This window comes from Gordonia sp. KTR9, assembly GCF_000143885.2.
Taxonomy (GTDB): Bacteria; Actinomycetota; Actinomycetes; order Mycobacteriales; family Mycobacteriaceae; genus Gordonia.
In genome coordinates, this window is the sequence record NC_018581.1 from 2,609,741 (window position 1) to 2,635,399 (window position 25,659).

Annotated in this window: 24 protein-coding genes; 12 read left to right on the forward strand and 12 right to left on the reverse strand. The window is 68.6% G+C overall.

Annotation, left to right across the window (positions count from 1 at the left end; all coding sequences use genetic code 11):
• Positions 1 to 6: 6 nt before the first annotated feature.
• Positions 7 to 981 carry a quinone oxidoreductase family protein gene (locus KTR9_RS12680; protein ID WP_014926670.1) on the reverse strand — a complete coding sequence of 325 codons (975 nt, stop codon included), beginning with the start codon at positions 979 to 981 and terminating at the stop codon, positions 7 to 9.
• Between the two features lie 32 nt (positions 982 to 1,013).
• Here KTR9_RS12680 and KTR9_RS12685 point away from each other — a divergent pair, with 32 nt between their 5' ends.
• Entirely contained in the window at positions 1,014 to 1,400 is a 387-nt protein-coding gene (locus KTR9_RS12685) for a hypothetical protein (protein ID WP_044506614.1), read from the forward strand.
• Positions 1,401 to 1,413: 13 nt separating this feature from the next.
• Here the strand turns inward: KTR9_RS12685 and KTR9_RS12690 are convergent, their stop codons facing one another.
• The 4 genes from KTR9_RS12690 to mptB form a co-directional block, all read right to left on the reverse strand.
• A complete protein-coding gene (locus tag KTR9_RS12690) occupies positions 1,414 to 2,469 on the reverse strand; it encodes a COX15/CtaA family protein (RefSeq protein ID WP_014926672.1) in 1,056 nt (351 codons plus the stop codon).
• A complete protein-coding gene (locus KTR9_RS12695; RefSeq protein WP_014926673.1) occupies positions 2,466 to 3,281 on the reverse strand; it encodes an ABC transporter permease in 816 nt (271 codons plus the stop codon). The genes KTR9_RS12690 and KTR9_RS12695 overlap by 4 nt, the downstream gene beginning before the upstream one ends.
• Positions 3,278 to 4,261, reverse strand: coding sequence for an ABC transporter ATP-binding protein (locus KTR9_RS12700; protein ID WP_014926674.1), 984 nt, complete (start codon positions 4,259 to 4,261; stop codon positions 3,278 to 3,280). The genes KTR9_RS12695 and KTR9_RS12700 overlap by 4 nt, the downstream gene beginning before the upstream one ends.
• Before the next feature lie 108 nt (positions 4,262 to 4,369).
• On the reverse strand, positions 4,370 to 6,199 hold the full coding sequence (mptB, locus tag KTR9_RS12705) for a polyprenol phosphomannose-dependent alpha 1,6 mannosyltransferase MptB (RefSeq protein WP_014926675.1): 1,830 nt from the start codon (positions 6,197 to 6,199) through the stop codon (positions 4,370 to 4,372).
• 133 nt (positions 6,200 to 6,332) lie between these two features.
• Between mptB and KTR9_RS12710 the strand changes: the two genes are divergently transcribed.
• The 10 genes from KTR9_RS12710 to KTR9_RS12755 all read left to right on the forward strand — a co-directional run bounded on the left by KTR9_RS12710 (position 6,333) and on the right by KTR9_RS12755 (position 15,724).
• On the forward strand, positions 6,333 to 7,184 hold the full coding sequence (locus KTR9_RS12710) for a helix-turn-helix transcriptional regulator (protein WP_014926676.1): 852 nt from the start codon (positions 6,333 to 6,335) through the stop codon (positions 7,182 to 7,184).
• Entirely contained in the window at positions 7,181 to 8,632 is a 1,452-nt protein-coding gene (gene sufB / locus KTR9_RS12715) for a Fe-S cluster assembly protein SufB (RefSeq protein WP_010841017.1), read from the forward strand. The genes KTR9_RS12710 and sufB overlap by 4 nt, the downstream gene beginning before the upstream one ends.
• Positions 8,632 to 9,819: a Fe-S cluster assembly protein SufD gene (sufD, locus tag KTR9_RS12720; protein WP_010841018.1), complete on the forward strand. Its 1,188-nt coding sequence runs from the start codon at positions 8,632 to 8,634 to the stop codon at positions 9,817 to 9,819. The genes sufB and sufD overlap by 1 nt, the downstream gene beginning before the upstream one ends.
• Before the next feature lie 51 nt (positions 9,820 to 9,870).
• Complete coding sequence (gene sufC, locus KTR9_RS12725) at positions 9,871 to 10,644, forward strand: Fe-S cluster assembly ATPase SufC (RefSeq protein ID WP_010841019.1); 774 nt, start codon at positions 9,871 to 9,873, stop codon at positions 10,642 to 10,644.
• Between the two features lie 44 nt (positions 10,645 to 10,688).
• On the forward strand, positions 10,689 to 11,978 hold the full coding sequence (locus KTR9_RS12730; RefSeq protein ID WP_044507897.1) for a cysteine desulfurase: 1,290 nt from the start codon (positions 10,689 to 10,691) through the stop codon (positions 11,976 to 11,978).
• A gap of 3 nt (positions 11,979 to 11,981) precedes the next feature.
• Positions 11,982 to 12,449, forward strand: a complete 468-nt coding sequence (gene sufU, locus KTR9_RS12735; RefSeq protein ID WP_014926678.1) for a Fe-S cluster assembly sulfur transfer protein SufU — start codon at positions 11,982 to 11,984, stop codon at positions 12,447 to 12,449.
• On the forward strand, positions 12,446 to 12,871 hold the full coding sequence (locus tag KTR9_RS12740; protein ID WP_014926679.1) for a metal-sulfur cluster assembly factor: 426 nt from the start codon (positions 12,446 to 12,448) through the stop codon (positions 12,869 to 12,871). The genes sufU and KTR9_RS12740 overlap by 4 nt, the downstream gene beginning before the upstream one ends.
• Before the next feature lie 103 nt (positions 12,872 to 12,974).
• Complete coding sequence (locus KTR9_RS12745) at positions 12,975 to 13,367, forward strand: J-domain-containing protein (protein WP_010841023.1); 393 nt, start codon at positions 12,975 to 12,977, stop codon at positions 13,365 to 13,367.
• Between the two features lie 105 nt (positions 13,368 to 13,472).
• Complete coding sequence (locus tag KTR9_RS12750; protein ID WP_014926680.1) at positions 13,473 to 14,711, forward strand: acyltransferase family protein; 1,239 nt, start codon at positions 13,473 to 13,475, stop codon at positions 14,709 to 14,711.
• A gap of 23 nt (positions 14,712 to 14,734) precedes the next feature.
• Positions 14,735 to 15,724: an SGNH hydrolase domain-containing protein gene (locus tag KTR9_RS12755; protein WP_014926681.1), complete on the forward strand. Its 990-nt coding sequence runs from the start codon at positions 14,735 to 14,737 to the stop codon at positions 15,722 to 15,724.
• 15 nt (positions 15,725 to 15,739) lie between these two features.
• Here KTR9_RS12755 and KTR9_RS12760 read toward each other — a convergent pair whose 3' ends face one another.
• Together KTR9_RS12760 and KTR9_RS12765 are read right to left on the reverse strand one after the other, a co-directional pair.
• The gene (locus KTR9_RS12760) at positions 15,740 to 16,867 is read right to left on the reverse strand and encodes a lycopene cyclase family protein (protein ID WP_014926682.1); all 1,128 of its coding nucleotides are present in this window, start codon (positions 16,865 to 16,867) and stop codon (positions 15,740 to 15,742) included.
• A 58-nt stretch (positions 16,868 to 16,925) separates the two neighbouring features.
• Positions 16,926 to 17,735 (reverse strand): SDR family oxidoreductase, encoded by an 810-nt coding sequence (locus KTR9_RS12765; protein ID WP_014926683.1) that lies wholly within the window; start codon positions 17,733 to 17,735, stop codon positions 16,926 to 16,928.
• A gap of 99 nt (positions 17,736 to 17,834) precedes the next feature.
• Here KTR9_RS12765 and KTR9_RS12770 point away from each other — a divergent pair, with 99 nt between their 5' ends.
• Complete coding sequence (locus KTR9_RS12770; RefSeq protein ID WP_014926684.1) at positions 17,835 to 19,463, forward strand: ABC-F family ATP-binding cassette domain-containing protein; 1,629 nt, start codon at positions 17,835 to 17,837, stop codon at positions 19,461 to 19,463.
• On the opposite strand, the gene KTR9_RS12775 is transcribed toward KTR9_RS12770, so the two are convergent.
• The 5 genes from KTR9_RS12775 to KTR9_RS12795 all read right to left on the reverse strand — a co-directional run bounded on the left by KTR9_RS12775 (position 19,447) and on the right by KTR9_RS12795 (position 25,582).
• Complete coding sequence (locus tag KTR9_RS12775; RefSeq protein ID WP_014926685.1) at positions 19,447 to 20,505, reverse strand: pyridoxal phosphate-dependent aminotransferase; 1,059 nt, start codon at positions 20,503 to 20,505, stop codon at positions 19,447 to 19,449. The two genes, KTR9_RS12770 and KTR9_RS12775, sit on opposite strands and share 17 nt — an antisense overlap.
• A complete protein-coding gene (locus KTR9_RS12780) occupies positions 20,502 to 21,530 on the reverse strand; it encodes a 3-oxoacyl-ACP synthase III family protein (RefSeq protein ID WP_014926686.1) in 1,029 nt (342 codons plus the stop codon). The genes KTR9_RS12775 and KTR9_RS12780 overlap by 4 nt, the downstream gene beginning before the upstream one ends.
• Positions 21,527 to 22,192 (reverse strand): hypothetical protein, encoded by a 666-nt coding sequence (locus KTR9_RS12785; protein WP_014926687.1) that lies wholly within the window; start codon positions 22,190 to 22,192, stop codon positions 21,527 to 21,529. Before KTR9_RS12785 ends, KTR9_RS12780 begins: the two co-directional genes overlap by 4 nt.
• Positions 22,189 to 23,853, reverse strand: coding sequence for a thiamine pyrophosphate-binding protein (locus KTR9_RS12790; protein WP_044506619.1), 1,665 nt, complete (start codon positions 23,851 to 23,853; stop codon positions 22,189 to 22,191). Before KTR9_RS12790 ends, KTR9_RS12785 begins: the two co-directional genes overlap by 4 nt.
• 175 nt (positions 23,854 to 24,028) lie before the next feature.
• Positions 24,029 to 25,582, reverse strand: coding sequence for an AMP-binding protein (locus KTR9_RS12795; protein WP_044506621.1), 1,554 nt, complete (start codon positions 25,580 to 25,582; stop codon positions 24,029 to 24,031).
• Positions 25,583 to 25,659 lie beyond the last annotated feature (77 nt).

Consider the following 25,659-nt stretch of genomic DNA (forward strand, 5'->3'; position numbering starts at 1 on the left):
CCCCGCTCAGATCCCGGCGGGCAACAGCACCGTGGTGCCCGTCGTGACGCGCGCCTCCAGATCGGTGTGCGCCGCCGCCGCGTCGGCGAGTCGGTACCGCTGCCCGACGCGCACCTCGACGCTGCCGTCGACGATCGCCTCGAAGTACTCGCCCGCTCGCCAGTGGAGTTCCTCGGCCGTGTCGGTGAAATGGCCCAGTGTCGGGCGGGTCACCGACAGCGATCCCGCCGGGTTGAGACGCTGCAGATCGAACGGCGGAACCGGTCCGCTCGCCGCTCCGAAGAGCACGACGATCCCACGTATCGCGGTCGACGCCAGTGACTGCTCGAAGGTGTCGGCGCCGACGCCGTCGTACACCACGGGCACGCCGCGCCCGTCCGTGAGTTCACGGACCCGCGAGCTCAGGTCCTCGCCGTAGCGAAGCACGTGGTCGGCGCCAGCCGCCCGGGAGAGTTCCTCCTTCTCGTCGGACGACACCGTCGTGATGACCCTCAGTCCGCGGCGTTTGGCCAGCTGGGTCAGGATCAGCCCGACACCGCCGCCACCGGCGTGCACGAGGATCGATTCGCCGGACCGGGGATGAGCGCTTCCGTCGAGGAGGTAGTGCGCGGTCAGGCCGCGGAGCAGCGACGAACCGGCGACCGCATCGTCGACCGCGTCGGGCACCGGAACGGCTTTCGACGCCGGGACCGCGACGAGCTCGGCGTAGGAACCGGGCGCCGCACACCACGCCACACGCTGACCCTCGCGCAGCGACGTCACGTCCGAGCCGGTCGCGACGACGACGCCGGCGCCCTCGCTGCCGGGGATGTAGGGCGGGGTCGAGGGATAGAGGCCGCGTCGTAGATAGGTGTCGATGAAGTTGACGCCCACCGCAGATGTCCGGACGATCACCTCGTCGGGCGCGGGTATGGGGTCGTCGACGCTGCCGAAGGTCAGGACGTCGGGTCCGCCGTGGCGGGTCACCTGAATCGCTCGCACGACACCGTTCTACACGCCGAAACCGTCCCGGTATGCTGACCCCCATGACGAACACCACCGCCGACGAGAACTCGAGCCAGCAGAAGAAGGTCGATGCACCCACCGAGGTCGTCGCCTCGGTACGCAAGTTCGTCGAGCGCGAAGGTGGCAGCGCGAAGGTGGTTCTCCAGGCGATCGGGGACGCCGGGGTACGGATCACCATGGTGGGCGACGCGAACGGCATCCTCGGTGACCGGGTGGTGCCGGACCTGGCGACCGCACAGGCCGTGGTCGATGCGGTCGACGGTCTCGAGATCGCCGAGTGGGACCGCGACCTCACCTCGGAGACGACGGTGTCGACCTCGCACTACCGCAAGATGGCGGGCTGGGTCGCTCGGCAGAAGCGCTTCCCCCGAGCGCGTAACCGCGCCATCCTCTGAGGCCGGGCGTCGATCAGGCAGACTCGCGCAGCGGGTCTGCCTTTTTCGTGCCTGAGTTACTCACGTCTGTGTTCTTCGCGACCACGAGCTGCCAGGTGGCGCCGATGAGCAGCAGCGCGCTGCCGAACATGTGCGCGATGACGAGAGCGACGGGCAGATCGGTGGCGAACTGGACGAACCCGATCAGGCCCTGGAGCAGCAGGAGCAGCATGAACACCACGGCCGATCGCTGCTGCGGGCGAGCGAAGACGCGGGCGTAGACGAGAGCTGCGATCGCGAGTCCGACGAGGGCGAAGACGGCGTCGGCATGCAGTTGGGTCGCGTTGTCGGGGTCGAGGCCGTTGCGCGGCGCGTCCGCGTCGCCGGCATGCGGTCCGGAGCCGGTCACCACTGTGCCGAGGTAGATCGTTCCCCAGGTGACGAGGTAGACGAGCCAGGCGAGGTAGATACCGAGCCGGCGGGTTGCGGTGGGCGGAGCGTCGGAGTCGGACGACTCGGGCGCGACGGGCGTCGGATACGGCCGCATCCGATAGACCAGCACCGTGGCCGCGGACACCAAGGCCATGGAGAGAAGGAAGTGCAGCGCGACGACCCACGGGTTGAGCTGCGTCAGCACCGTGATGCCGCCGATGACCCCTTGGAAGGGGATGCCCAGGGCGATGAGGGTGACCAGCCACTTGTCCCGTCGCGCCGACCCGGCGAACCGGAGAACGGCCACCCAGGTCGCGATGGCGATGACGATCAGCACCCAGGTGAGCATGCGGTTGCCGAACTCGATCGCGCCGTGCACGCCCAGCTCGCCGTGCGGCACGAAGGACTCGTCGGTGCATCGCGGCCAGGTCGGGCAACCGAGTCCCGAGCCGGTGACGCGGACGGCGCCGCCGGTGGCGACGATGCCCACGTTCGAGATGAGCAGGGCGATCGCCCAGCGGTGCACGAATCGCGCGGTCGGCCGGCCGAAGCCGGGGATGAACCGCCACGGACCGGTCAGCGGACGCGGTTCGTCGGTCGACGCCGGTCGCTCGCCGGACCGGGATGCCGCCGGCGCGTTCGAAGTATCGGATGTCATCGGAATCGGAACCACCTCACCGCCAAGGTGCCGGCCACCGCGGCCCACACCAGCAAGACACCCACCCCGAAGGCGTCGAACGAACCTTCCGAAGCCATCTCGAGCGCCTCGCTCAGGGCCCCCGACGGGATGCACCGCGCGATCCAGTACACGGCGTCGGGGACATTGGAATCGACGACGACGAGACTGCCGAGGCCGATCAACGCGAACCACAGCAGATTCGCCAGGGCCAGGACGACCTCCGCCTTGAGCGTGCCGCCCAGAAGCAGACCGAGAGCCGCGAAACACGCTGTGCCGATCACGAGGACAACCGCGCCGATGAGCAGGCCGACGGGACTCGGTCGCCAGCCGAAGGTCGCACCGATCGCACCCAGGATCACCGACTGCGACGCGACCACCACGAGCACCGCGATCGACTTGCCGACGATGATCCCCCAACGCGGGATCGGGGTGGCGCCGAGCCGTTTGAGGGCTCCGTAGCGGCGGTCGAAGCCCACCGCGATCGCCTGCCCGGTGAACGCCGTCGACATCACCGCCACGGTCAGGATCGCCGGGACGAACAGTGCCGCGCGCTCCGCCGGGCCCGCGCCGAAACCGGTGTCGATCGGCAGCAGGCACAGACCGACGAGCAGCGTGATGGGGATGAACATGGTGAGCAGCAGCTGCTCGCCGTTGCGGAGCAGGAGCTTGAGTTCGAGTCCGGACTGCGCGGCGATCATGGCCGGCAGTGACGCCGGCCGAGGAGCCGGGCGGAACAGGCCGTCGGGGAACGTGCCGGACCGCTGCGCGTCGGTGGGAACAGGTGAGGTCACGGTCGTAGGGCCCGTCCGGTCAGATCGAGGAAGACGTCTTCGAGGCTGCGGGTCTCGACCCGGAGGTCGGTGGCCAGGACGTTGATCTTGGCGCACCACGCCGTCACGGTCGCAAGCACCTGCGGCGTCATCGGACCGATCACGAGGTACGAACCGGGGGTGGCCTCGGTGCAGTGGTATCCCTCCGGCAGGGCCAGCACCAGCATCGACAGATCGAGTCCGCGGGGAGCGGTGAAACGCAGTTCGTTCTCCGCGCCGGTGCTGGTGAGGTCGGCGGGTGTCCCGTCGGCGACGACCCGGCCGTGATCGATGATCGTCACGTGGTCGGCGAGTTCCTCGGCCTCGTCCATCAGATGCGTGGTCAGGAGCACCGATACGCCGTCGGCCCGCAGCCGGTCGATGAGTTCCCACACGACGAGCCGGGCGTGGGCGTCGAGCCCGGCGGTCGGCTCGTCGAGGAAGACCAGCTCTGGCCGGTTGACGACGGCGCACGCCAGCGCCAGGCGCTGTTGCTGCCCGCCGGACAGTCGCCGGTAGGACGTACGCCGCACCTCGGTCAGGCCGAGTGCGTCCAGAAGGAACTCGGGGTCGATGGGATCTGCCGCGTACGCCGCGACGAGGCGCAACATCTCCTCGGCACGCGCTCCCGGATAGGCGCCGCCGCCCTGGAGCATGACGCCGATGCGGCGCCGGAGTGCATCGTTGTCGGCGATGGGGTCGAGTCCCAGGACGCGGACGGTACCGGCGTCGGGCTCGGTGAATCCCTCGCAGATCTCGACGGTGGTCGTCTTGCCCGCCCCGTTGGGCCCCAGGAGAGCCAGGATCTCGCCGCGTCGGAGCGTGAGGTCGAGCCGGTCGACGGCCGTACGGTCGCCGAAACGTTTGACCAGGCCGCTGATCTCGACCGCGGGACCGGCGGAGTCCGACCGGTCCGCGGTCACCTCTCCGAAACCGGGATCGCGGAGCCGACGATCGTTCACCCGATCGTCGTCGTTGATCTGCCGAGAGGTCGTGCTTCGCACACAGGTCAGACTAGGCGCTCGGAGCCCAGGGACGAAAAACGGTGACCCGGCCCACCACGCACGTCGTCATCGGCGCGTCGAGGCCGACCCGGCCGGCGTCTCGTCGTCATCCGGAGCGGACGTGCGCCGACGTCGGCGTCGCGGCGCGCGGTCCTCGAAGAACAGCGCGGTGAGGACCGCGACCATGATCACGCCGGCCAGAAGTCCTTGTGCCAGCACCACTCCGCTGGTGTTCGAACTCGTGGGCATCACCACGATGGCGATGATCGCCGACGCGGCGATCGTCGAGATCCGGAACCAGGCGCCGGTCGCCCACGCGGCCAGCGGGATCACGGCCCACAGGAGGTACCAGGCCTGGACGAACGGGAAGAACAACACCACTGTGGCCATCGACACACCGAGCGCGCCGAGCGGATGGAGGCGGCCGCCGAGCGTGGCGAGCATCCACCGGACGATGAAGAGCGCGGCGACGAGCTGCGCGATCGGCCGGGCGACCTCGAGGATCGCCTGCGTGTGCTCACCGAGGCCCAGGGTCACCCCGATCCGCCCGGTGGTCACCGACAGCAGCGTCGGCATCGACATCCAGGAGCGGACGATCTCACCCGTCGACAGCGTGCCGGTCCAGCCGAAGCCGAGCCCCGTGCCGAGGGAGATGGCCATCATCACGACGCCGAGGACCACCACGTAGAAGGCTGCGGACGCACTCAGCATGAGCACCGACCACCGCGACCGGCCCCACCATTCGCGGACCGGCGCGTGCCGGAGCGCGGGCAGGGTCGCGCCCCACCGCATGGCGAGGGCGATGCCGACGAAGCCCAGCGCGAGCATCGACGTGACCTTGATCATCGCCGACGCCGCGAGCACCGCGCCCCCGGCGATGAGCAACCAGCCCGCGCGGGTGGGGACGAGGGTGCCGGGTCTGCGGAGGCGTTCGGCGCCGTAGATCGCGCGGAAGCTCAACTCGAGACCGACGAGCATCAGCCCGAGCATCAGGGCCTCGTTGTGGATGCCGCCGACGAGATGCAGGATGACCAGCGGGTTCATCGCGCCGAGCCACAGTGCGGCCACCGACGACACCCCGCATCGGCGGGCGAGCCGGGGGAGTGCCCACACGATGAGTGCCACACCGATCAGCGCGACGATGCGGTGCAGGAAGATCGCGGCGGTGATGTTGTCGCCGGTGACCTTGGTGATGCCCTCGCCGATCCACAGGAAGAAGGGACCGTAGGGCGCCGGGGTGTCACGCCACAGGTTGGGTACCGACCGGGTCAGGATGTGGTCGACCCCGAGTCCCCGGACCGGGCTGACCGAGTACGGATCCATGCCGCGGGACGCGATCGCGCTCTGGGCGAGATAGGAGTAGATGTCCTTGCTGAGCAGCGGGGGCGCGACGATGATCGGGGCGATCCAGAGCATGAGGGTCCGGTCGGCCTGGCGGCGGCTCATACGGCGCTCTGGGCTCCGCCCGTGGCGCACCTCGACGCTGAACCGGCCGACCGCGAACCGCCCGAGCAGCAGCCATGCGACGACGAGGGTGATCGCGCCGCCGATGGACAGGGCGAGCGCGGTGCCGAACATCCGTGACGGCAACGACAGAACCCGCATCCCAGCCACCGGATTCTGCAGCACGGGTACTGCGCCGGTCCCGAGGGCACCGATGAGGATGAGGACCGACCCGGTGGCACCGAACAGCTTGATGCGGCGGAGCCTGCGGGTCTCCTCGGCGTTGAGCGGCCCGACCTCGCGCTCGTCGTCGTGCAGGCGGGCGACGGTCTTGCCGTAGTCGCCGCGGGCGGTGTCGGCGGACGCGGCGTCGGCAGGGCGCTGTTTGCGCAGTCCGAGATAGTTCAGCACCGCCAGCAATCGCGTCCACACGAGTCCGAAGTAGTCCGGCACGCGGCGCGGAGCTGTGGTTTCGGGCACACGACGACTGTAATCGGCGGACGTGGGGGCCTCACGACCCCCTGCGATTAGGGCACCCTTGCTGGCAGCTGGGAAGCAATTACGTCACACTCGTGTTGTGAAAACCATGCGGAACGATGTTGTGCTGTCGTCAGACAGCTCCGGCGCCGTGCCATCCGCTGGTACCGGCGCCACGACGACCGGTGGTGCCGACCCGCACCACGACGGTCAGACCCGTGAGGCCGTGGTCACCTTGCTCGTCGAGGACGGCCCGCTCACCGCGGGCGAGATCGGCGAGCGCCTCGGGATCTCCGCGGCGGGTGTCCGACGTCACCTCGATGCCCTCGAAGGCGCGGGGGACATCGAGGTCGCCTCTCCGGGATTCGGCCAGCGCGGTCGCGGCCGGCCGGCGAAGTACTTTCAGCTCACCGCTTCCGGACGCGGCAAGATGCGCCACGCCTACGACGATCTGGCCGGCGCGGCGATGCGCAAGCTCCGCGACCTCGGCGGATCCGACGCGGTCACCGAGTTCGCCCGCGAGCGAGTCGAACGCATCGTGGCCGGCGTCCGTCCCAACACCGACCCGGTGACGGTGGCGGACACGGTCGAGGAGATCGCCGACGCGCTCACCAGCGCCGGATACTCCACCAACACCCGGCAGGTGGGCACCGGCCTGCAGATCTGTCAGCACCACTGCCCGGTGGCGCACGTCGCCACCGAGTTCCCGGAGCTGTGTGAGGCGGAGACCGCGGTCTTCACCGAACTCCTCGGCACGCATGTGCAGCGCCTGGCGACCATCGCCAACGGTGACTGCGCCTGCACGACACACGTGCCGATCCACCCGCCGCCGGGCGGGACCACCGACGAGAGACCCGATCGATCCGGGGCCGTCGCGGTGTCCGATACGCAGCCCGTATCGCGCCGCGCCACCCCGATTCCCACCCCGACCGCCACGACAACCCGAAAGGCCACGCGATGACTGTCACCGATCCGGCCGCCACCCCGACCCCAGCGGCGCCCCTCACGCAAGAGGAGACGATCGCCGCCCTCGGCAAGTACGGCTACGGCTGGGCCGACTCCGACGTCGCGGGCGCGAGCGCCAAGCGCGGGCTGTCCCCGGCGGTCGTCGCCGACATCTCGGCGAAGAAGAGCGAGCCCGAGTGGATGCTCGAGCAGCGCCTCAAGGCACTCAAGATCTTCGACAAGAAGCCGATGCCGGGCTGGGGCGCGGGGCTCGAGGGCATCGACTTCGACAACATCAAGTACTTCGTGCGGTCCAGCGAGAAGCAGGCCGCCACGTGGGACGACCTGCCCGAGGACATCAAGAACACCTACGACAAGCTCGGCATCCCCGAGGCGGAGAAGCAGCGTCTGGTCTCCGGCGTCGCGGCGCAGTACGAGTCCGAGGTCGTGTACCACTCGATCCGCGAGGACCTCGAGAAGCAGGGTGTCATCTTCCTCGACACCGACACCGCGCTCAAGGAGCACCCGGAGATCTTCCAGCAGTACTTCGGGACCGTCATCCCGGCCGGTGACAACAAGTTCTCCGCGCTCAACACCGCGGTCTGGTCGGGCGGCTCGTTCATCTACGTGCCGCCGGGTGTCCACGTCGACATCCCGCTGCAGGCCTACTTCCGGATCAACACCGAGAACATGGGCCAGTTCGAGCGCACGCTGATCATCGTCGACGAGGGTGCCTATGTGCACTACGTCGAGGGTTGTACCGCGCCGATCTACAAGACCGACTCGCTGCACTCGGCAGTCGTCGAGATCATCGTGAAGAAGGGCGGCCGCTGCCGGTACACGACCATCCAGAACTGGTCGAACAACGTCTACAACCTGGTGACCAAGCGCGCCAAGGCCGAGGCCGGCGCCACGATGGAGTGGGTCGACGGCAACATCGGCTCCAAGGTCACCATGAAGTACCCGGCGGTCTGGCTGACCGGTGAGCACGCCAAGGGCGAGGTCCTCTCGGTCGCGTTCGCAGGTCCCGGCCAGCACCAGGACACCGGATCGAAGATGGTCCACCTGGCGCCGAACACCTCGAGCAACATCGTCTCCAAGTCGGTGGCGCGGGGCGGTGGCCGCGCGTCCTACCGCGGCCTGATCAAGATCAACAACGGTGCTCACGGCAGCCGGTCGACAGTGAAATGTGATGCGCTGCTGGTGGACACGATCTCCCGCAGTGACACCTACCCCTACGTCGACATCCGCGAGGACGATGTGACGATGGGCCACGAGGCGACCGTCTCGAAGGTCAGCGACGATCAGCTCTTCTATCTGATGAGTCGTGGCCTGACCGAGGACGAGGCGATGGCCATGGTCGTTCGCGGCTTCGTCGAACCGATCGCCAAGGAACTCCCGATGGAATACGCGCTCGAGCTCAACCGCCTGATCGAGCTCCAGATGGAAGGAGCTGTCGGCTGATGGCCGATCCCACACTCCCCGTGTCCACCCCCGGCTCCCAGGCGCCCGTCGTCAACAAGGGGGAGCTGTTCACCTCGTTCGACGTGAACGCCTTCGAGGTGCCGAGTCCCCGGGAGGAGGCCTGGCGGTTCACCCCGTTCCGTCGTCTCCGTGGTCTGCACGACGGTTCCGCGGTACGCACCGCGGAGGCGAACGTGGAGGTGACCGGGCTTGCCGACGGTGTGACCGTCGAGACCGTCGGTCGCGACGACAAGCGACTCGGCGATGGCGGTGTGCCGTTCGACCGTGTCGCCGCGCAGGCTTATTCGTCGTTCACGCAGGCGACCGTGGTGACCGTCGGCCGCGAGGTCGAACTCGCCGAGCCGGTCACTGTCACGGTCACCGGCCCCGGTGAGGGCGAAACCGGCTTCGGCCACACCCAGGTCCGTCTGGAGGCGTTCGCCCGCGCAGTCGTCGTCCTCGACCAGAGGGGCAGCGGAACGTACGCGGAGAACGTCGAGTTCGTCGTCGGCGACAGCGCGGCCCTGACCGTCGTGAACATCCACGACTGGGCAGACGACGCCGTTCATGTCGCGACACACCACGTGCGCGCGGGTCGCGATTCCGTGGTGCGGCACTTCGCGATCAGCTTCGGCGGCAACCTGGTTCGCCTGTCGCCGATCGTCCACTACGACGCACCGGGTGGTGACGTCGAGTTGTGGGGTCTGTACTTCGCCGACGCCGGCCAGCACCTCGAGCAGCGTCTTCTCGTCGACCACAGTCAGCCGCACTGCCGCTCGAACGTGGTCTACAAGGGTGCGCTGCAGGGCGACACCTCCGGTGATCGGACCCGCGAGGCCCACACCGTGTGGGTGGGCGATGTGCTGATCCGCGCGGAGGCCGAGGGCACCGACACCTTCGAACTCAATCGCAACCTGGTGCTCACCGACAATGCGCGCGCCGACTCGGTGCCCAACCTCGAGATCGAGACCGGCGAGATCGTCGGCGCCGGACACGCCAGTGCCACCGGACGATTCGACGACGAGCAGCTGTTCTACCTGCAGGCGCGCGGCATCCCCGAGGATCAGGCGCGTCGACTGGTGATCCGCGGCTTCTTCGGCGAGGTGATCGCCAAGATCGGCGTGCCGGAGCTCCGCGAACGCCTGTCCGCAGCTGTCGAGCGAGAGCTCGAGCTCGCCGACGCCTGACCGCATTGCGCGCCGGACCACGAACATTCCACAGCCTGAGAAAGAACACACATGACCACACTCGAAATCCGTGACCTGCACGTCGACGTCGTCCAGACCGATACCGACGCCGAGCCCATCCACATCCTCAAGGGTGTCGACCTCACCGTGAAGTCCGGTGAGACGCACGCGATCATGGGCCCGAACGGCTCGGGCAAGTCCACGCTGTCCTATGCCATCGCCGGACACCCCAAGTACCAGGTGACCTCCGGGTCGATCACGCTCGACGGCGAAGACGTCCTCGAGATGAGCGTCGACGAGCGCGCACGCGCCGGCCTGTTCCTCGCCATGCAGTACCCGGTCGAGGTGCCCGGTGTCTCGATGTCGAATTTCCTGCGCACCGCAGCCACTGCCGTCCGCGGCGAGGCGCCCAAGCTCCGTCACTGGGTCAAGGAGACCAAGGAGGCGATGACCGCCCTGGAGATCGATCCGTCGTTCTCCGAGCGCAGCGTCAACGAGGGCTTCTCCGGTGGCGAGAAGAAGCGCCACGAGATCCTGCAGCTGGATCTGCTGAAGCCGAAGATCGCCATCCTCGACGAGACCGACTCGGGCCTGGACGTGGATGCCCTGCGCGTCGTCAGCGAGGGCGTGAACCGCTACAAGGAGCGCGACAACGGCGGCGTGCTGCTGATCACCCACTACACGCGCATCCTGCGATACATCAAGCCGGACTTCGTGCACGTGTTCGTCAACGGGCGCGTCGTCGAGTCGGGTGGGTCCGAGCTCGCCGACGTGCTCGAGGAGAACGGGTACGAGCGGTTCACCTCGGCGGCCAAGGCCGTCTGAGTCACCCGACCGGTCCGAGTCCCTCAGTACAGGAGGTGTACCAGGTGACACTCTCGACAGAGGCAACGACACAGGCTCCCGCGGCACTGGACGTCGACGCGTTGCGGGCTGATTTCCCGATCCTGTCCCGCACGGTGCGCGACGGGAAGCCGTTGGTGTATCTGGATTCCGGCGCGACCTCGCAGCGTCCGGTCCAGGTGCTGGATGCCGAGCGGTTCTTCCTCACGCATCACAACGCCGCGGTGCATCGCGGTGCGCACCAGCTCGCCGAGGAGGCGACCGACGCCTACGAGGACGCCCGCGAGGTCATCGCGGGTTTCGTGGGGGCATCCGCCGACGAACTCGTGTTCACCAAGAACGCGACCGAGGCGCTCAACCTCGTGACCTACACCCTCGGCGACCCGCGGGCCGCCGATGTTCTCGGCGGTTCAGCACTCGGACCCGGCGACACCGTCGTCATCACCGAGCTCGAACACCACGCGAACCTCGTTCCCTGGCAGGAGCTGTGCCGACGCACGGGTGCGACCCTGCGGTGGTTCGGGGTGACCGATGACGGCCGCATCGACCTGGATTCGCTGACCCTCGACGAGTCGGTGAAGGTCGTCGCCTTCACACACCAGTCCAATGTGACCGGCGCGGTCGCCGATGTGGCCGAGCTCGTCTCACGCGCTCGCGCGGTGGGCGCGCTCGTCGTGCTCGACGCGTGCCAGTCGGTGCCGCACATGGCGGTCGACTTCCGCGCCCTCGGCGTCGATTTCGCTGCCTTCTCGGGTCACAAGATGTTCGGTCCCAGTGGCGTCGGCGCGCTGTACGGCAGGTCGGACCTGTTGAACGCGTTGCCGCCGTTCATCACCGGCGGGTCGATGATCGAGACCGTGACGATGGAGGCGTCGACCTACGCTCCGCCGCCCCAGCGGTTCGAGGCCGGCGTGCCGATGACCTCGCAGGTCGTCGGACTCGGTGCTGCGGTGCGGTACCTCACCGATCTCGGCATGGAAACCGTTGCCGCGCACGAGCACGCGCTGACGGCGCGGGCGCTCGAGCAGCTCGCCGGCATCGACGGCGTACGGATCATCGGACCGCAGACCGCGGAGAATCGCGGCGGGGCCGTGGCCTTCCTGGTCGACGGCATCCACGCCCATGACCTCGGTCAGATCCTCGACGACGAGGGCGTGGCCATCCGGGTCGGTCACCACTGCACGTGGCCGCTGCATCGGCGCTTCAGTGTCGCAGCGACCGCACGCGCATCGTTCGCCGCCTACAACACGTTCGACGAGGTCGATGCACTCGCCGCCGCGATCGTGAAGGCGCAGAAGTTCTTCGGGACGGTCTGAGCCATGCGGATGGAACAGATGTACCAGGAAGTGATCCTCGATCACTACAAACATCCGCACGGCCGCGGACTCCGTGAGCCGTTCGGCACCGAGGTCCATCACGTCAACCCGACCTGCGGTGACGAGGTGACCCTACGCGTCGCGGTGTCCGAGGACGGCTCCCGGATCGACGACGTCTCCTATGACGGGCAGGGGTGTTCGATCTCGCAGGCGTCGACGTCGGTGCTGCACGATCTGATCGTCGGCCGCCCGGTCGGGGAAGCCCTGGCCACCGTCGAGTCGTTCAGCTCCATGATGACCTCACGCGGTAAGGACGCCGGGGACGAGGACGTCATCGGCGACGGGATCGCCTTCGCCGGGGTGAGCAAGTACCCGGCGCGCGTCAAGTGCGCACTCCTGGGCTGGATGGCCTTCAAGGACGCACTCGCGCAGACGATGGACAGCCACGAGACACGAGCGGAGACAGCATGACTGACGACACAGTGACCACCGATACGGTCACCACCGAGACAGCGACCACCGAGACAGCGACCACCGACACCGGCGTGACGGGCACACCCCCGGCACCGGCGACCTCGCTGCCGGCCATCGAGGACGTCGAGGAGGCCATGCGCGACGTGGTGGATCCCGAGCTGGGCATCAACGTCGTCGACCTCGGGCTGGTCTACGGAATAGAGGTGACCGACGACGCGGTCGCGAAGATCGACATGACCCTCACCTCGGCGGCCTGCCCGCTGACCGACGTGATCGAGGACCAGTCCCGCGGGGCACTGGTCAGCAGTGGTCTGTGCACCGAGTTGGAGATCAACTGGGTCTGGCTGCCGCCGTGGGGCCCCGACAAGATCACCGACGACGGTCGCGAGCAGTTGCGCGCCCTGGGCTTCACCGTCTAGCCGACGGTCGGGAACTCCCACGCGCCGGCACTCGGGTCACCATCGGTGACCGGGTGCCGGCGTTTTTCCGATCATGGTGCTGGGCGTGCGAGGAGTTGATCGCATGAGACGTTTCGAGTCGCGAGTCGAGCGGATGATCCGCGAGGCAACCGAACGCGGCGAGTTCGACAATCTGCCGGGCGCGGGCAAGCCGCTCGATCTCACCGACAGTGACGACCCCGACTGGTGGGTCAAACGCAAGATCCGCGACGAGAACCTGGACTCGTCGGCGCTGCTTCCCGCGCCGCTGCAATTGCGCCGGGAGGCGCAGGACTTCCCGGAGTCGTTGCGCGACATCGCCGACGAGGCGGCGGTCCGTGACATCCTCGTCGACTTCAATCGCCGTGTGCGCGAAGCACATCTCGCGTCGCGCCAGATCGCGCTGCCGCACAGTGTCGTCGCGCACACCGTTGACGTCGACGACATGATCAGGCGCTGGCGGGCATTGCGGCGCTGATCGTTAGTGCCCGGGATGCCAGGATTTGAGGTTAGCCTAACCTGCATGCTAGCTTCGCCTCAGGAGCTGCGCGGGTAGCTCACTGGGGAGCGAAGGCAGGGGCCGGTGGCAGTCGCAGTCGGTGCCGCGCGCGATGATCAGCCCGCCGTTTCCAGACACCTTCGCAGTCCCGTCGTGCAGGGCCTGCGCGCGGTCGCGGTTCTGGTGGTCATCCTCGACCATGTCGGAATGCCCGGTTTCCCAGGCGGTTTCATCGGCGTCGACGTCTTCTTCGTGATCTCCGGGTATGTCATCACCCAGATGCTCCTGCGGCGGTCCACCGAATCGCGCGGCGCCTGGTTCCTCGGTTTCTACGCCGCACGTGCGCGACGTATCGTGCCCGCGGCGACCCTGGTGATCGTTCTCACCGTCATCGCGACATTCGAGTTCACGAACTTCGTCCGGGGCGCCCGGGTGTTGCCGGACGCGACGGCCGCGTCGCTGTTCCTCGCGAACTTCCACTTCATCGAGACCGGGTCCGACTATGCCCGGCTCGGCGCCGATCCGTCACCGCTGCAGCACTATTGGTCGCTGGCCGTCGAAGAGCAGTTCTATCTGGTCTGGCCGGCGCTGATGATCGTGGCGATCGGCATCGCCGCCCGGACGAGCCGGGTGACGTTGCGACAGTTGCTGTTCGCTCTTCTGATCGTGCTTGCGGTGGCCGCCTACCTCTACTCGATCGTGCTGACACCGGTCAACGGGACCGAGGCCTTCTTCTCGCCGTTCACCCGTGCCTGGGAGCTCGCGGTCGGCTGTCTGCTCGCCGTCGCGGGCCCGTGGTTGATGAACGCTGTCGCGGATCGGCCGGTCGTGGCCGCCGGGCTCGGCTGGGCCGGGTTCGCGGCCATCGCGTGGTCGGTCGTGGCCCTGGACGGCACCGACGGTTTCCCGGGGTGGGTCGCCGTCGTCCCGGTGTTCGGCACGGCCGCGTTGCTGATCGCCGGAATGTGCTGTCGCGGCACGGTTCCCGTGTCGGTGCTGGGCACCCGCGTGCTGGTCTACCTCGGGAACATCTCGTACTCGCTCTACCTCGTGCACTGGCCGCTGTTCACCCTCACCGCCGCCCGTATCGGCGCCGACTTCACGCTGCCGATGCAGCTGCTCCTCGTCGGTGTGACCGTCGTGTGTGCGGCGGTCATGTACCACGCGTTCGAGAACCCGATCCGCCGGTCGCGCGGACTCGCCGGCCGGCCGTGGTGGAGCCTGGCCGTCATCCCGGTGAGCATCGCGGTCGTGTTCGCGGTCGCAGCATTCGAGCGCTACCGATGGGCGCTCCCCGTTCCCCTTGTCCAACAACTGTTCTGAGAGTTTCACGAAAGGGTCAGCGGATGACCAGGAGAGTCACCGCCACGGTCGTGGCGGTCGTGTCGTTGTGTGTGGCCGTGATGGTGGCCGGGTGCCAGGCGGTGCCTGAACGGCCCGCCGCCGCGACGTCAGAGTCCGAGGCGGTCCCATCGGCGGTGTCCACCGCCGATGTTCTCGCAGCGGTCCGGGCCGCGACCGCGGTGCGAGACCTCCCGCCGACGATCACCACCGACGAGTTGCTCGCCGCCAGCGGTGACTACTCCGATCAATGGTCGATCGAGGGGTGCGAACCACCCCTGGAGGTCAGCCGTCTCGACGACATCGGACCGTGCATCCTCGGTGACACGACCAGCGACCGAACCGTGGCGCTGATCGGCGACTCGGCGGCATCGATGTGGCATTCGGCGCTCGATCTCGTCGGCAAACGCCACGGCTGGCGAGTACTCGCGCTGACCAAGAGCAACTGCGGACCGGCCGCGCTGACGTACTACCAGTGGCAGCTCAAGCGGGCCTACACCGAATGTGACGACTGGCAGGACTGGCGGATGGAGACCATCGCCCGCGAGAACGCCGAGATCGTCGTGATGGCCGGCTGGCACGACGGCGGCAACCAGGGACCCGGGCGGGACACGACGCCGGAGGTGTGGCGCGACGGCCTGGTCTCCACGATCAACGACCTCCCGGCGGGCACGAGGGCATTTCTGCTCGGCGGTGTCCCGCGTCCGTCGCAGAGTCCGTCGGAGTGCGTGGCGGCCAACCCCGCCGACCTCACCCGGTGCGCGGAACCGGCCGCCGACGCCCTCCCGGTCCAGTCGGGGTGGTCGGCCGCCGCGGAGCTCACCGGACAGACTTTCATCGACGTCGACCCCTGGTTCTGCGCTCAGACGTGCCCCGCGGTGATCGCCGACCGGCTGGTGTACTCCGGCAAGTTCCACGTGACGGGCCAGTACGCCCGGCTCCTGTCGGGTCCGCTCGAGGAGATCATGGCGCCCGCGCTGCGCGCGCAACCTTGACACCTGCGCGAGCGGTCAGTCGGTGTCGCCGGCCCATTCCGGCGTCGACATCGCACCCCGCGCCACCACGGCGCGGGTGCGCATGTCGACGGCCTTGATGACACGCGTCATCGCGCCCATCGTGCCGGTGAGATCGTCGCGTCCGCTGAGGTAGCTGCGCTGGGCGGCGATGGGCATGGCGAAGAACGCCTCGAAGAAGGCGATGGTCTGCGAAGGACTCAGCCGCAGTAGCGCGCTGAGCCCGCGCAGACGGAGGTTGTGTACCGCGCGGGCGGACGACGGCCACAGCTCGGTGGCGGGGTCGCGACCCGAGGCAAGAGCGGTGACCACCGCGTCCGTGCACATCAGGGATGTCGCGACGCTGTAGCCGGTCGTCGGGTTCTTGAAACCACCCGCGGCGCCGAACCGGAAAGTGGGATCGCGCCACGGTTGTGGCGACGAGCCGGTCAGCGGGAAGTCGACGTGCTCGACCCGCAGGACCTCCGACGGCATTCCGCCCAGGCGGTCGGCGAGCCGCCGCTGGAGTTCGTCGAGGCCCAGCGCGGGGTATCCGGCGAGGCAGGTCTCTTCGAGGAGATACTCGCCCCCGCCGAGGGGTACGACGTACAGGAACGACGGCAGCGCCCGACGATGCTTCGCGCCGCCCCGCCAATCCATCAGCAGCGCTTCGTGTCCGGCCAGGATCGGCTCGGCGGTCCGGGCGCCGACGACGATCCCGTATGCGGTCTGCCGGGGTGCGTCGTGGGGGAGCGCACCACGACAGTCGACCACCGCCTCGCCGGTCAGGACCTTTCCGTCGTCGAGACGCACACGCGCACCGTCGATCTCGACTACGCGTGCGGCCACGGCCGGAACCCCGTCGAGGGTCAGCGACCGTTGCAGCCCGGGGGTGTCGAAGACGGTGTAGCCGCGGGCGATCTCCTCGAGGTCGCGACCCGCGACGCCGATGCGCGCGGTGCTGGCGGCGATCGCGGCCGGATCGATCCAGTCGGGCAGCTCGTCGGACCAGCAGGCGAACGTGGACCGCCAGATCCGCTCGGGAGACGGGTCGACGAGGGTCACGGACACACCCGCGCGTGCCAGCCGGTGCACGAGGGCCCGCCCGGCCGGCCCGGCCCCCGCGACGATGACTCCAGAACTCACATCCCGTCCTTCGTCGCGGGCGGCGATCCGGACGGGCACGCGCCGTCGGGCAGGAGGCTCACGAACCGCCGGTGGCCAGCATGCCACCGTCGACGGTGAGGGTTTCGCCGGTGATCCACGCCGACTCGTCGCTCGCGAGGAACGCGACGGCGCGGGCGACATCCTCCGGCTCGCCGATGCGCTTCAGCGGATACGAATTCGCGACGCGTGCCTCGTTGTCGCCCTCGGTGAACACCGAGGCGAACTTCGTCCGCACGACCGACGGGGCGATCGCATTGACCCGGATGTTCGGTCCGAGCTCCCAGGCAAGTTCGGCGGTGAGGCGGATCAGCGCCGCCTTCGACGTGCCGTAGGCCGCGATCACACCGGTCGACCGCAGGCCCGCCACGGACGCGATGTTGACGATCGAACCGCCGGTGTCCTTCATCCCCGCCCGGTAGGCCTCCTGGACGAACCCCAGCGCGGCGACCACGTTGGTGTCGAAGGTCTTGCGGTACGCGGAGAGATCGGCGCCCATCAGCGGGCCGGCCAGCGGCGCGATGCCGGTGTTGTTGACGAGGATGTGGATACCGCCCTGGGCGACGGCCGCGGCCACCGCAGCCGACCGGTCGTCGGCGTCACCTGTGTTGGCCGCGCACACCGAGACGGTCGCGCCGGGCACCGACTCACGAATCCGGCCGGCGGCCTCCTCGAGGGGCTCGGCCTTGCGGCTGGTGATGACGACCGAGGCGCCGCGCCGGGCGAGTTCGGTCGCGATCGCCTCTCCGATGCCGCGACTGGCGCCGGTGACCAGTGCCGAGCGGCCCGTGAGGTCGGAGGACTGGGGAAAGTTCTGCGGAATCGGTGTGGAGTGCGTCACGCTCCACACCGTATCGGTCCACCGTGTCGCCGCGGGCGGAGTCGGTGGCGTCGCCGGCGATGAGCGCGTGGTCAAACCAGTGGCGCGGCACCGGTAGAATGGAACGTCGTGATCACCGCGACCGACCTTGAGGTACGAGCGGGCGCTCGGACCCTGCTGTCGGCGCCCGGCGATGCCCTGCGCATCCAGCCCGGCGACCGCATCGGCCTCGTGGGCCGCAACGGCGCGGGGAAGACCACCACGTTGCGCATCCTGGCGGGGGAGACCGAACCCTACGCGGGTTCGATCCGCCGCTCCGGCGAACTCGGCTACCTCCCGCAGGATCCCAAAGAGGGTGATCTGGACGTCCTCGCCAAGGATCGGGTGCTCTCCGCGCGTGGGCTCGACGAGATCCTGCGCGACATGGAGAAGCAGCAGGCGGCGATGGCCGAGGCCGCCGACGACAAACTCCGCGACAAGGCGGTCGCCCGCTACGGACGCCTCGAAGAGCGCTTCTCGTCCCTCGGCGGGTACGTCGCCGAGTCCGAGGCCGCCCGCATCTGCAACAGCCTGGGTCTGCCGGACCGCGTCCTCAACCAGCCGCTGCGCACGCTCTCCGGTGGTCAGCGTCGACGCATCGAACTGGCCCGCATCTTGTTCGCGGCCTCCGACGGCTCCGGTAAATCCGACACCACCCTGCTGCTCGACGAGCCGACCAACCACCTCGATGCCGACTCCATCGCCTGGCTGCGCGGCTTCTTGCAGAACCATGAGGGCGGGCTCGTCGTGATCAGTCACGATGTCGACCTGCTCGCCGATGTGGTGAACCGGGTCTGGTTCCTCGACGCGGTGCGCGGTGAGGCCGACATCTACAACATGACCTGGAAGCGGTACTTGGACGCGCGTGCAACCGACGAGCAGCGTCGTCGTCGCGAACGGGCCAACGCGGAGAAGAAGGCGTCCGCACTGCGCACGCAGGCCGCGAAGCTGGGTGCCAAGGCGACCAAGGCCACGGCCGCCCAGAACATGCTGAAGCGGGCCGAGCGGATGATCGACGCGCTCGACGACGAGCGGGTGGCCGACCGTACGGCGCGGATCCGCTTCCCCGAACCCGCCGCCTGCGGCAAGACCCCGCTGATGACGTCTGGTCTCTCGAAAAGCTATGGCTCGCTGGAGATCTTCACCGGCGTCGATCTGGCGATCGACAAGGGCAGTCGAGTCGTCGTCCTGGGTCTCAACGGCGCGGGCAAGACGACGCTGCTGAAAATGCTTGCCGGGGTAGAGAAGCCGGACACCGGTCGCCTCGAGCCCGGTTACGGGTTGAAGATCGGCTACTTCGCCCAGGAACACGACACCCTCGACGACCAGGCGACCGTGTGGGAGAACATCCGGCACGCCGCACCCGACGCGGGCGAGCAGGATCTCCGAAGCCTGTTGGGCGCGTTCATGTTCACCGGTCCGCAGCTCGACCAGCCGGCCGGCACCCTGTCGGGCGGCGAGAAGACCCGTCTCACGCTGGCCGGTCTCGTGTCGTCGGCGGCGAACGTGCTGCTCCTCGACGAGCCGACGAACAACCTCGACCCGATCTCGCGCGAACAGGTCCTCGACGCCCTCCGGAGCTACACCGGCGCTGTCGTACTCGTCACGCACGACCCCGGGGCGGCTGCCGCTCTCGGCCCGCAGCGCGTCATCCTGTTGCCGGACGGCACCGAGGACCACTGGAGCGACGAGTACCAGGAGCTCATCGAGCTCGCCTGATCGCGGCGATGACCAGGTCGGTACCGGCCCGGTCGGGCACCGTCAGCCGGTGTCCGTGACCGTCGAACTCCCGGCCGACGACTCCGGCGGACCGCAACCGTCGACCGAACTCGATGCCGTCGGCACCCGGCACGTACAGGAAGTTGGCCTCGCTCGGCAGCGCCGGATGGCCCGCGTCGTCCAGGGCGGCGGCGAGACGACCGCGTTCGCGGCGCATCGCCGTCACCCGGCCGGCCAGTTCGTCGGAGGCCGCGAGCGCGAGCGACGCCGCCTGCTCGGCGGCCGCGGTGATCGAGAAGGGGACTTCGTGGCGCCGCGCGCCGCGGATCGAAGTCGCCGATCCGGTCGCGTATCCGACACGCAGGCCCGCGAGGCCGTGGGCCTTGGAGAAGGTCCGCACCACGATCAGATTGGGATGCTCGGTCAGCAGCGTCCCGATGTCGGGCGCAGTCGAGCTGTACTCGATGTAGGCCTGATCGAGGATCACCGGAGTGGACGCGTCGACGGTCGCCAGCAATCCCCGGATCTCGTCGTCGGTGACCACCGATCCGGTCGGGTTGTGGGGACTGCAGACGATGACGGCCGCGGTGTCGGAACCGGCCGCCGCGGCGAGCGCGGTCATGTCGGGGCGCCCGTCGTCGAGCAGCGGGGTCGTGTCGAGCATCATCCCGATCATGTCGGCGAGCAGTGCGAAGCCCTCGAATGTCGGTGCCGGGGTGGCGATTCGAGGTGTCCGACAGCCCGCGGTCCGGAACCGCGCCGCCGAGTCCTGCAAAATCGCCGACAGAACCGCGGTCGCACCCGCGCCGATGGTGATGTTCTCTTCCTCCGAACCGATGTGCTCGGCGACGGTCGTCCGCAGGTGCTCGGGACGGAAGGACGGATAGTGGTGCGCGTCGGCCGAGTGGCGACGCAGTGCGGAGACGACGGCGGGAAGAGGTGGGTACGCGGACTCGTTCCGGTCGCATCGCACGATGTCCGTCGATCGCGTCAGCGCGTGCTCGAGGCCTGCACCCGTCGGATCGGGGAGGACGACGGTCACGAACGCCCGCTCCACCGGATCGCGCCGGCGGCGGCGAAGTCGCCCGCATGGGCGAACGCCGACATCATCACGACGTCTCCGGGGCGGACGCGACCGTCGTCGATCGCCGCGTCGAGTGTCATCGGTATCCCGACCGCGAACAGGTTGCCGCACTCGTCGAAGGTGTCCGGATGTCTCGACTCGGGCAACTCGAGGGCCTCGCGCCAGTTGCGCAGGAAGATCCGGTTCGGCTGATTGGTGACGAGGACGTCCAGGTCGGCGGGTCGAATGCCGATCCGATCGGCCAGCGCGACAGCCACTTCCGGAACCATCCGGTTTCCGCGGGCCAGGACCTTCGCGATCTTCGCCTCGGTGAAGCCCACGTGGATCTGGCCCGGACCCGCCTCCCAGTACTTGCGCTCCGGCTGCGCGACGGCGGTCATGTCCGCCGAGAACTGGCCGAAGGACCGGGATTCGGTGCCCAGCACCGGGTTCCCCGCATCCCCGAGCGTCAGGGTCGCGACCGCCGCCCCGTCTCCGGGAATCGCGGCCTGCGCCTTCACGCGGACCTGCTCCTGGGTGAAGATCTGACCGGCGCTGTTCTGCGCCAACCCGATCAGGGCTTTGCGACCGCCGCCGGCGCGGAGGAGCGCGCCGGCGATCTCGATCAGATGGACGAACGCGGCACAGCCGCCGTTGTGCACATCGAGCACGGTCCGCGGAGCGAGTCCGAGGCGGTGGGCGACCTCGCCCACGCACCCGCGGACCGGGACCTCCGGCAGCTGACTGTGGGTGAGCACGACGTCCACGTCATCGAGGTAACCGTCGCCGTGCCGGTCCTGGAGCCGGCGCGCAGCCGCGACGATCATGTCCGCGGAGGTCTCGCCTTCGGCCGCATGGTGGCGGAAGGCCGGTGCCCGGAACATGACGTTGTCGGCGAGTTCGTCGTCCTCGGCGAACTGCGCGAAGAACTCCGCGGGCACCCGTGCGGCGGGCCGGTAGGTGGCGAGATCGGCGAGGGCGACGGTCGGGGCGATCGCGGTCATGAGCGCATCCATTCGGGGGTCAGCGGAAGTCCGTTGCGGTGGCGGTGTTCGGCGATGGCCGTGAGATTGTCGAGTTCGATCTGGTGTCCGGCGCCGAACATGTCCCACAGGTCGCCGACCCACTCCTCACGACCGGCAGGCGCGGTGTCGGGGTACGGGTTCTCGTCGTAGAACGGGTGGTGGCAGTTGTTCCACAGGACCACCGAACCGGGGCGGTCGAGAACGAGCTGTGCGTCAACCACGCGCATCAGGTAGATCATCCACAGATGCTTTCCCTGATCCCACGCGCAGTGATAGTCGACGGTCATGGCGTCGGCGTTGGCCACCGTGCGGACGTAGATCTTCGTGTCCTCGTTCAGGCGATCGTGTCCGACCCACAGGCCCGGTTCCTCGGTTTCCGTGAAATCCCGTGTGCTGTAGGTCCATTCCTCGAGTGAACGCGTGTCGGCGAGCCACTCGAACAGTTCGCGGGGAGGTGCGTCGACGTATCCCTGGACAGGGCAGTAGTCGCCGAACACCTGGTGATGGGGATACACCGAGCGGACCTTGTCGACGACGAGTGCGGTGTTGGCGGAGCGGGGGTGGGTCTCCACCCGGACCACGCCGTCGAGCGTGGCCGCGGTGTCCCCGAGGTCGGACAGGGCCGAGGAGTGCGTGGTCATGGAGTGCCTCTCGCGATCAGTGGGGCGAACGGGGGTGCTTCGTCGGGATCGGCATTAACGACGATGCAATTCGGTCCGGGACGCGACAGCAGCTCGTCGCACGCCGCACGCAGGGTCTCCAGGTCCGGGGCGGAGCGGACCGCCACGCCGGCGAACATCGCGTCGAGCCCGCCCGCGACGTCGGTGTGACGGAACCTGTTGACGCTCGGCGCGCCGGGGAAGAAGCGGGCCTCGCGGGTGACGCACATGCCGTGCGCGTCGTTGTTGAGGACGATCAGGGTGATCGGCGCGTCGTGTTCGATCGCGGTGTGGATCTCCATGCCGTGCATGAGAAACGAGCCGTCACCGGCGATGACGACGACCCGGCCGCCCGGGATGGGACGGCGCGCGGCGATCGCGGACCCGATTCCCGCGGCGATCGCCCACCCCATCCCGCCCATGCCCAACGCGACGACGAACCGGCCGACGCGGAACCGACCGTCGCCGAACGGGAGGTGGTGGATCGCCGCGGCACCGGTGTTCCCGGCGTCGGCGAACACCGCGCAGCCCGTGGGCAGGGCGTCGCCGATGGTGACGAGCGCGTCCCGCATGCCGACAGCCGTCGCCGACGGGACGACCTCCAGATGCTCGATCGGATGGACCCGGGGTGGGCGAGGTCCGGGAACCCGGTCGGCGAGCGACCGGTGGATCGCGCCGACGGTGTCGGTGAGACGTTGCGTGGCGATGTGCTCGACGGCGGCCGCGGTGCGCGGCGGCGCGCCGCCGAGATGGACGACCGGGATCGTCGCCAAGGCGTCGTCGAGGCCCGCGCGGTCCGTCATCGACATTCGGCAGCCGATCGCCAGGATCAACTGCGCATCGCGCACGGCCCGGTGTGCCGACGGATGTCCCATCACGCCGGTGACCCCGGAACACGACGTACGGCCGATGTCGCGGCCGCCCGGGGAGACCACGACAGCGGCGCCGAGGAGGCCCGCGAGATTGTCGACGGCATCCGCCAGCCCGAGCCGGGATGCTTCCTCGCCGGCCCAGATGCACACGGTCCCGCCGGCTCGCGACACCTCCGCGAGGCGGTCGGCGAGATCGTCGACCGTTGCGGCCGGTACCGATGCGAGGTCTGCCGGCCTCGCCGGTGGCGAATGTGCTTCGGTCCAGGGCGACGTCTGGACGTCTTTCGGCAGGATCACCGCGGCCGGTAGCCCCCGCGCCGTGGTGGCGAATGCCTCGTCGAGGACGCCGTCGAGACGGGAGGGCTCGTCGACCAGCCCGCAGAAGCCGACCACGCCGGACAACACGGCACGCAGGTCGACGGTGTCGGGCGGGTCGAGCATGTCCTGGAACCCGCCGCGTCCCACCGCGGGTGTCGGTGCCGAACCGATCAGGGCGATCACCGGAACGCGGCTGTCGTAGGCCTCGCCCAGTGCCGGTACGACATTGAGTGCCCCGCCGCCCGACGTCGTCAGGACCGCGGCCGGCTCACCGGTGAGCCGCGTGTGCCCGTCGGCCATCGCGCCGGCGCCGAACTCGTGCTTGGCGACGACCGGGGCGAGTCGCGGGTGCCGCACGGCCGCGTCGAAGACGTCTTCGATGTTGGCGCCGTGGACGCCGAAGGCGGTACGCACACCGGCGTCGACCAGTCGTGCGACGACCCGGTCGGCCACCGTAAGAGCCGTGTGCCCGTCTCGCGCGTTCAAACCCTGTACTCCCAGCCCCGAACCGTGGTGCGGCACCGGTCGATTCGTCGATGTCCGAACATCGGACACACTCAGTGCTAATTAGCTTAGCGTAAGCTAATGTCCGGCGGCAGGGGGAGTGACTCGGCGAGTGCCCGGCGCCTCAGCCGACCGGCGTCTCCGGCCAATACCGCTTGCGCAGATCGCCTTTCACGAGCTTTCCGGTGGGCGTACGAGGTAGGTCGTCGACGAAGTCGACCGATCGAGGCGCCTTGTACGCCGCGATGTTGTCGCTGGTGAACGCGATCAGTTCCTCGGCGAGCCGATCGGTGGGCTCGATGCCGTCGGCGAGCTGGACGCACGCCTTCGCAACCTCGCCGAGGTCGGCGTCGGGAACGCCAATCACCGCGACATCGAACACCGCGGGGTGGTTGATGAGGACGTTCTCGGCCTCCTGCGGATAGATGTTGACGCCGCCGGAGATGATCATGAACGCCTTGCGGTCGGTCAGGTACAGATAGCCTTCGTCGTCGACATACCCGACATCGCCCGTGGTGGACCAGTTCTCGTGCTCGGGGTGCTGGGCCTTGCGGGTCTTGTCCGGGTCGTTGTGGTACTGGAAGGCCACCTCCTCGCGTTCGAAGTACACCTGGCCGACCTCACCGGTCGGCAGTTCCCTGCCGTCCTCGTCGCAGATGTGGACCACGCCGAGGAGCGGTTTGCCCACCGAACCCGGATGATCCAGCGCCTCCTGCGGACCGATGAAGGTCGCACCGGCGGCCTCGGTCGACGCGTAGTACTCGTGGATGACCGGTCCCCACCACTCGATCATCGCGCGCTTGACCTCGACGGGGCACGGTGCGGCGGCGTGCACCGCCACCTTGAGGCTGCTGACGTCGTACTTCGTGCGGACGTCGGCGGGGAGCTTGAGCATCCGGATGAACATGGTGGGAACCCACTGGCTGTGGGTCACGCGGTACTTCTCGATGGCGGCGAGGGCCGCCTCGGGATCGAACCGGTCCATCATGACGACGGTGCCGCCCACCGAGTTCGTCATCCCGCAATAGCGCAGTGGCGCAGCGTGATACAGCGGCGCGGGGGAGAGGTAGACGGCGGTGTCGTCGTAGCCGTACATCGGCGCGAAGATCGCGGTGTAGGCGTCGGGCACCTGGTCGACCTGCCCCTCCGGCATCGGTGTCTTGATGCCCTTCGGGCGTCCGGTGGTCCCGGAGGAGTAGAGCATGTCGGTACCGCGCGGCTGGTCGGTGCGCGGCTCGGCCGACGCATTGGCCAGGACCTTGTCGTAGCTCTCGAAGCCGTCGAGGTCTCCACCCCAGACGACGCGTCGCCCCGGACCCGCCAGTGCCTCGATCTCCCCGGACGCCGCCACGGCGTCGACGACGGATGCGCCGGCGAACAGGACCTGCGCGTTGCAGTCGGAGAGGATGTAGTTCGTCTCGGCTGCGGTGAGATGGTGATTGACGGCCGTCACGTACAGGCCGCTGCGCAGTGCCGCCCAGTACACCTCGAAGACGTGGAAGTCGTTGGCCGAGACCACGGCGATGTTGTCACCGCGCCGGAGGCCCAGTGACTCGAGATAGTTGGCGAGCCGGGTCGAGTTCTCGTCCAGCTGGCGGTAGGTCAGTTCCTCACCGGTCGCGGCACGGATGACGGCCGGCTTGTCGGGAGTGGATTTCGCGAAGACTCCAGGGAACAAGGGTGGCGCTCCTCGTGACGAAGGGATGGTCACCCCGAACGACCGTATCTAACGATCGTTCGGGGTGGTGCGAGTCA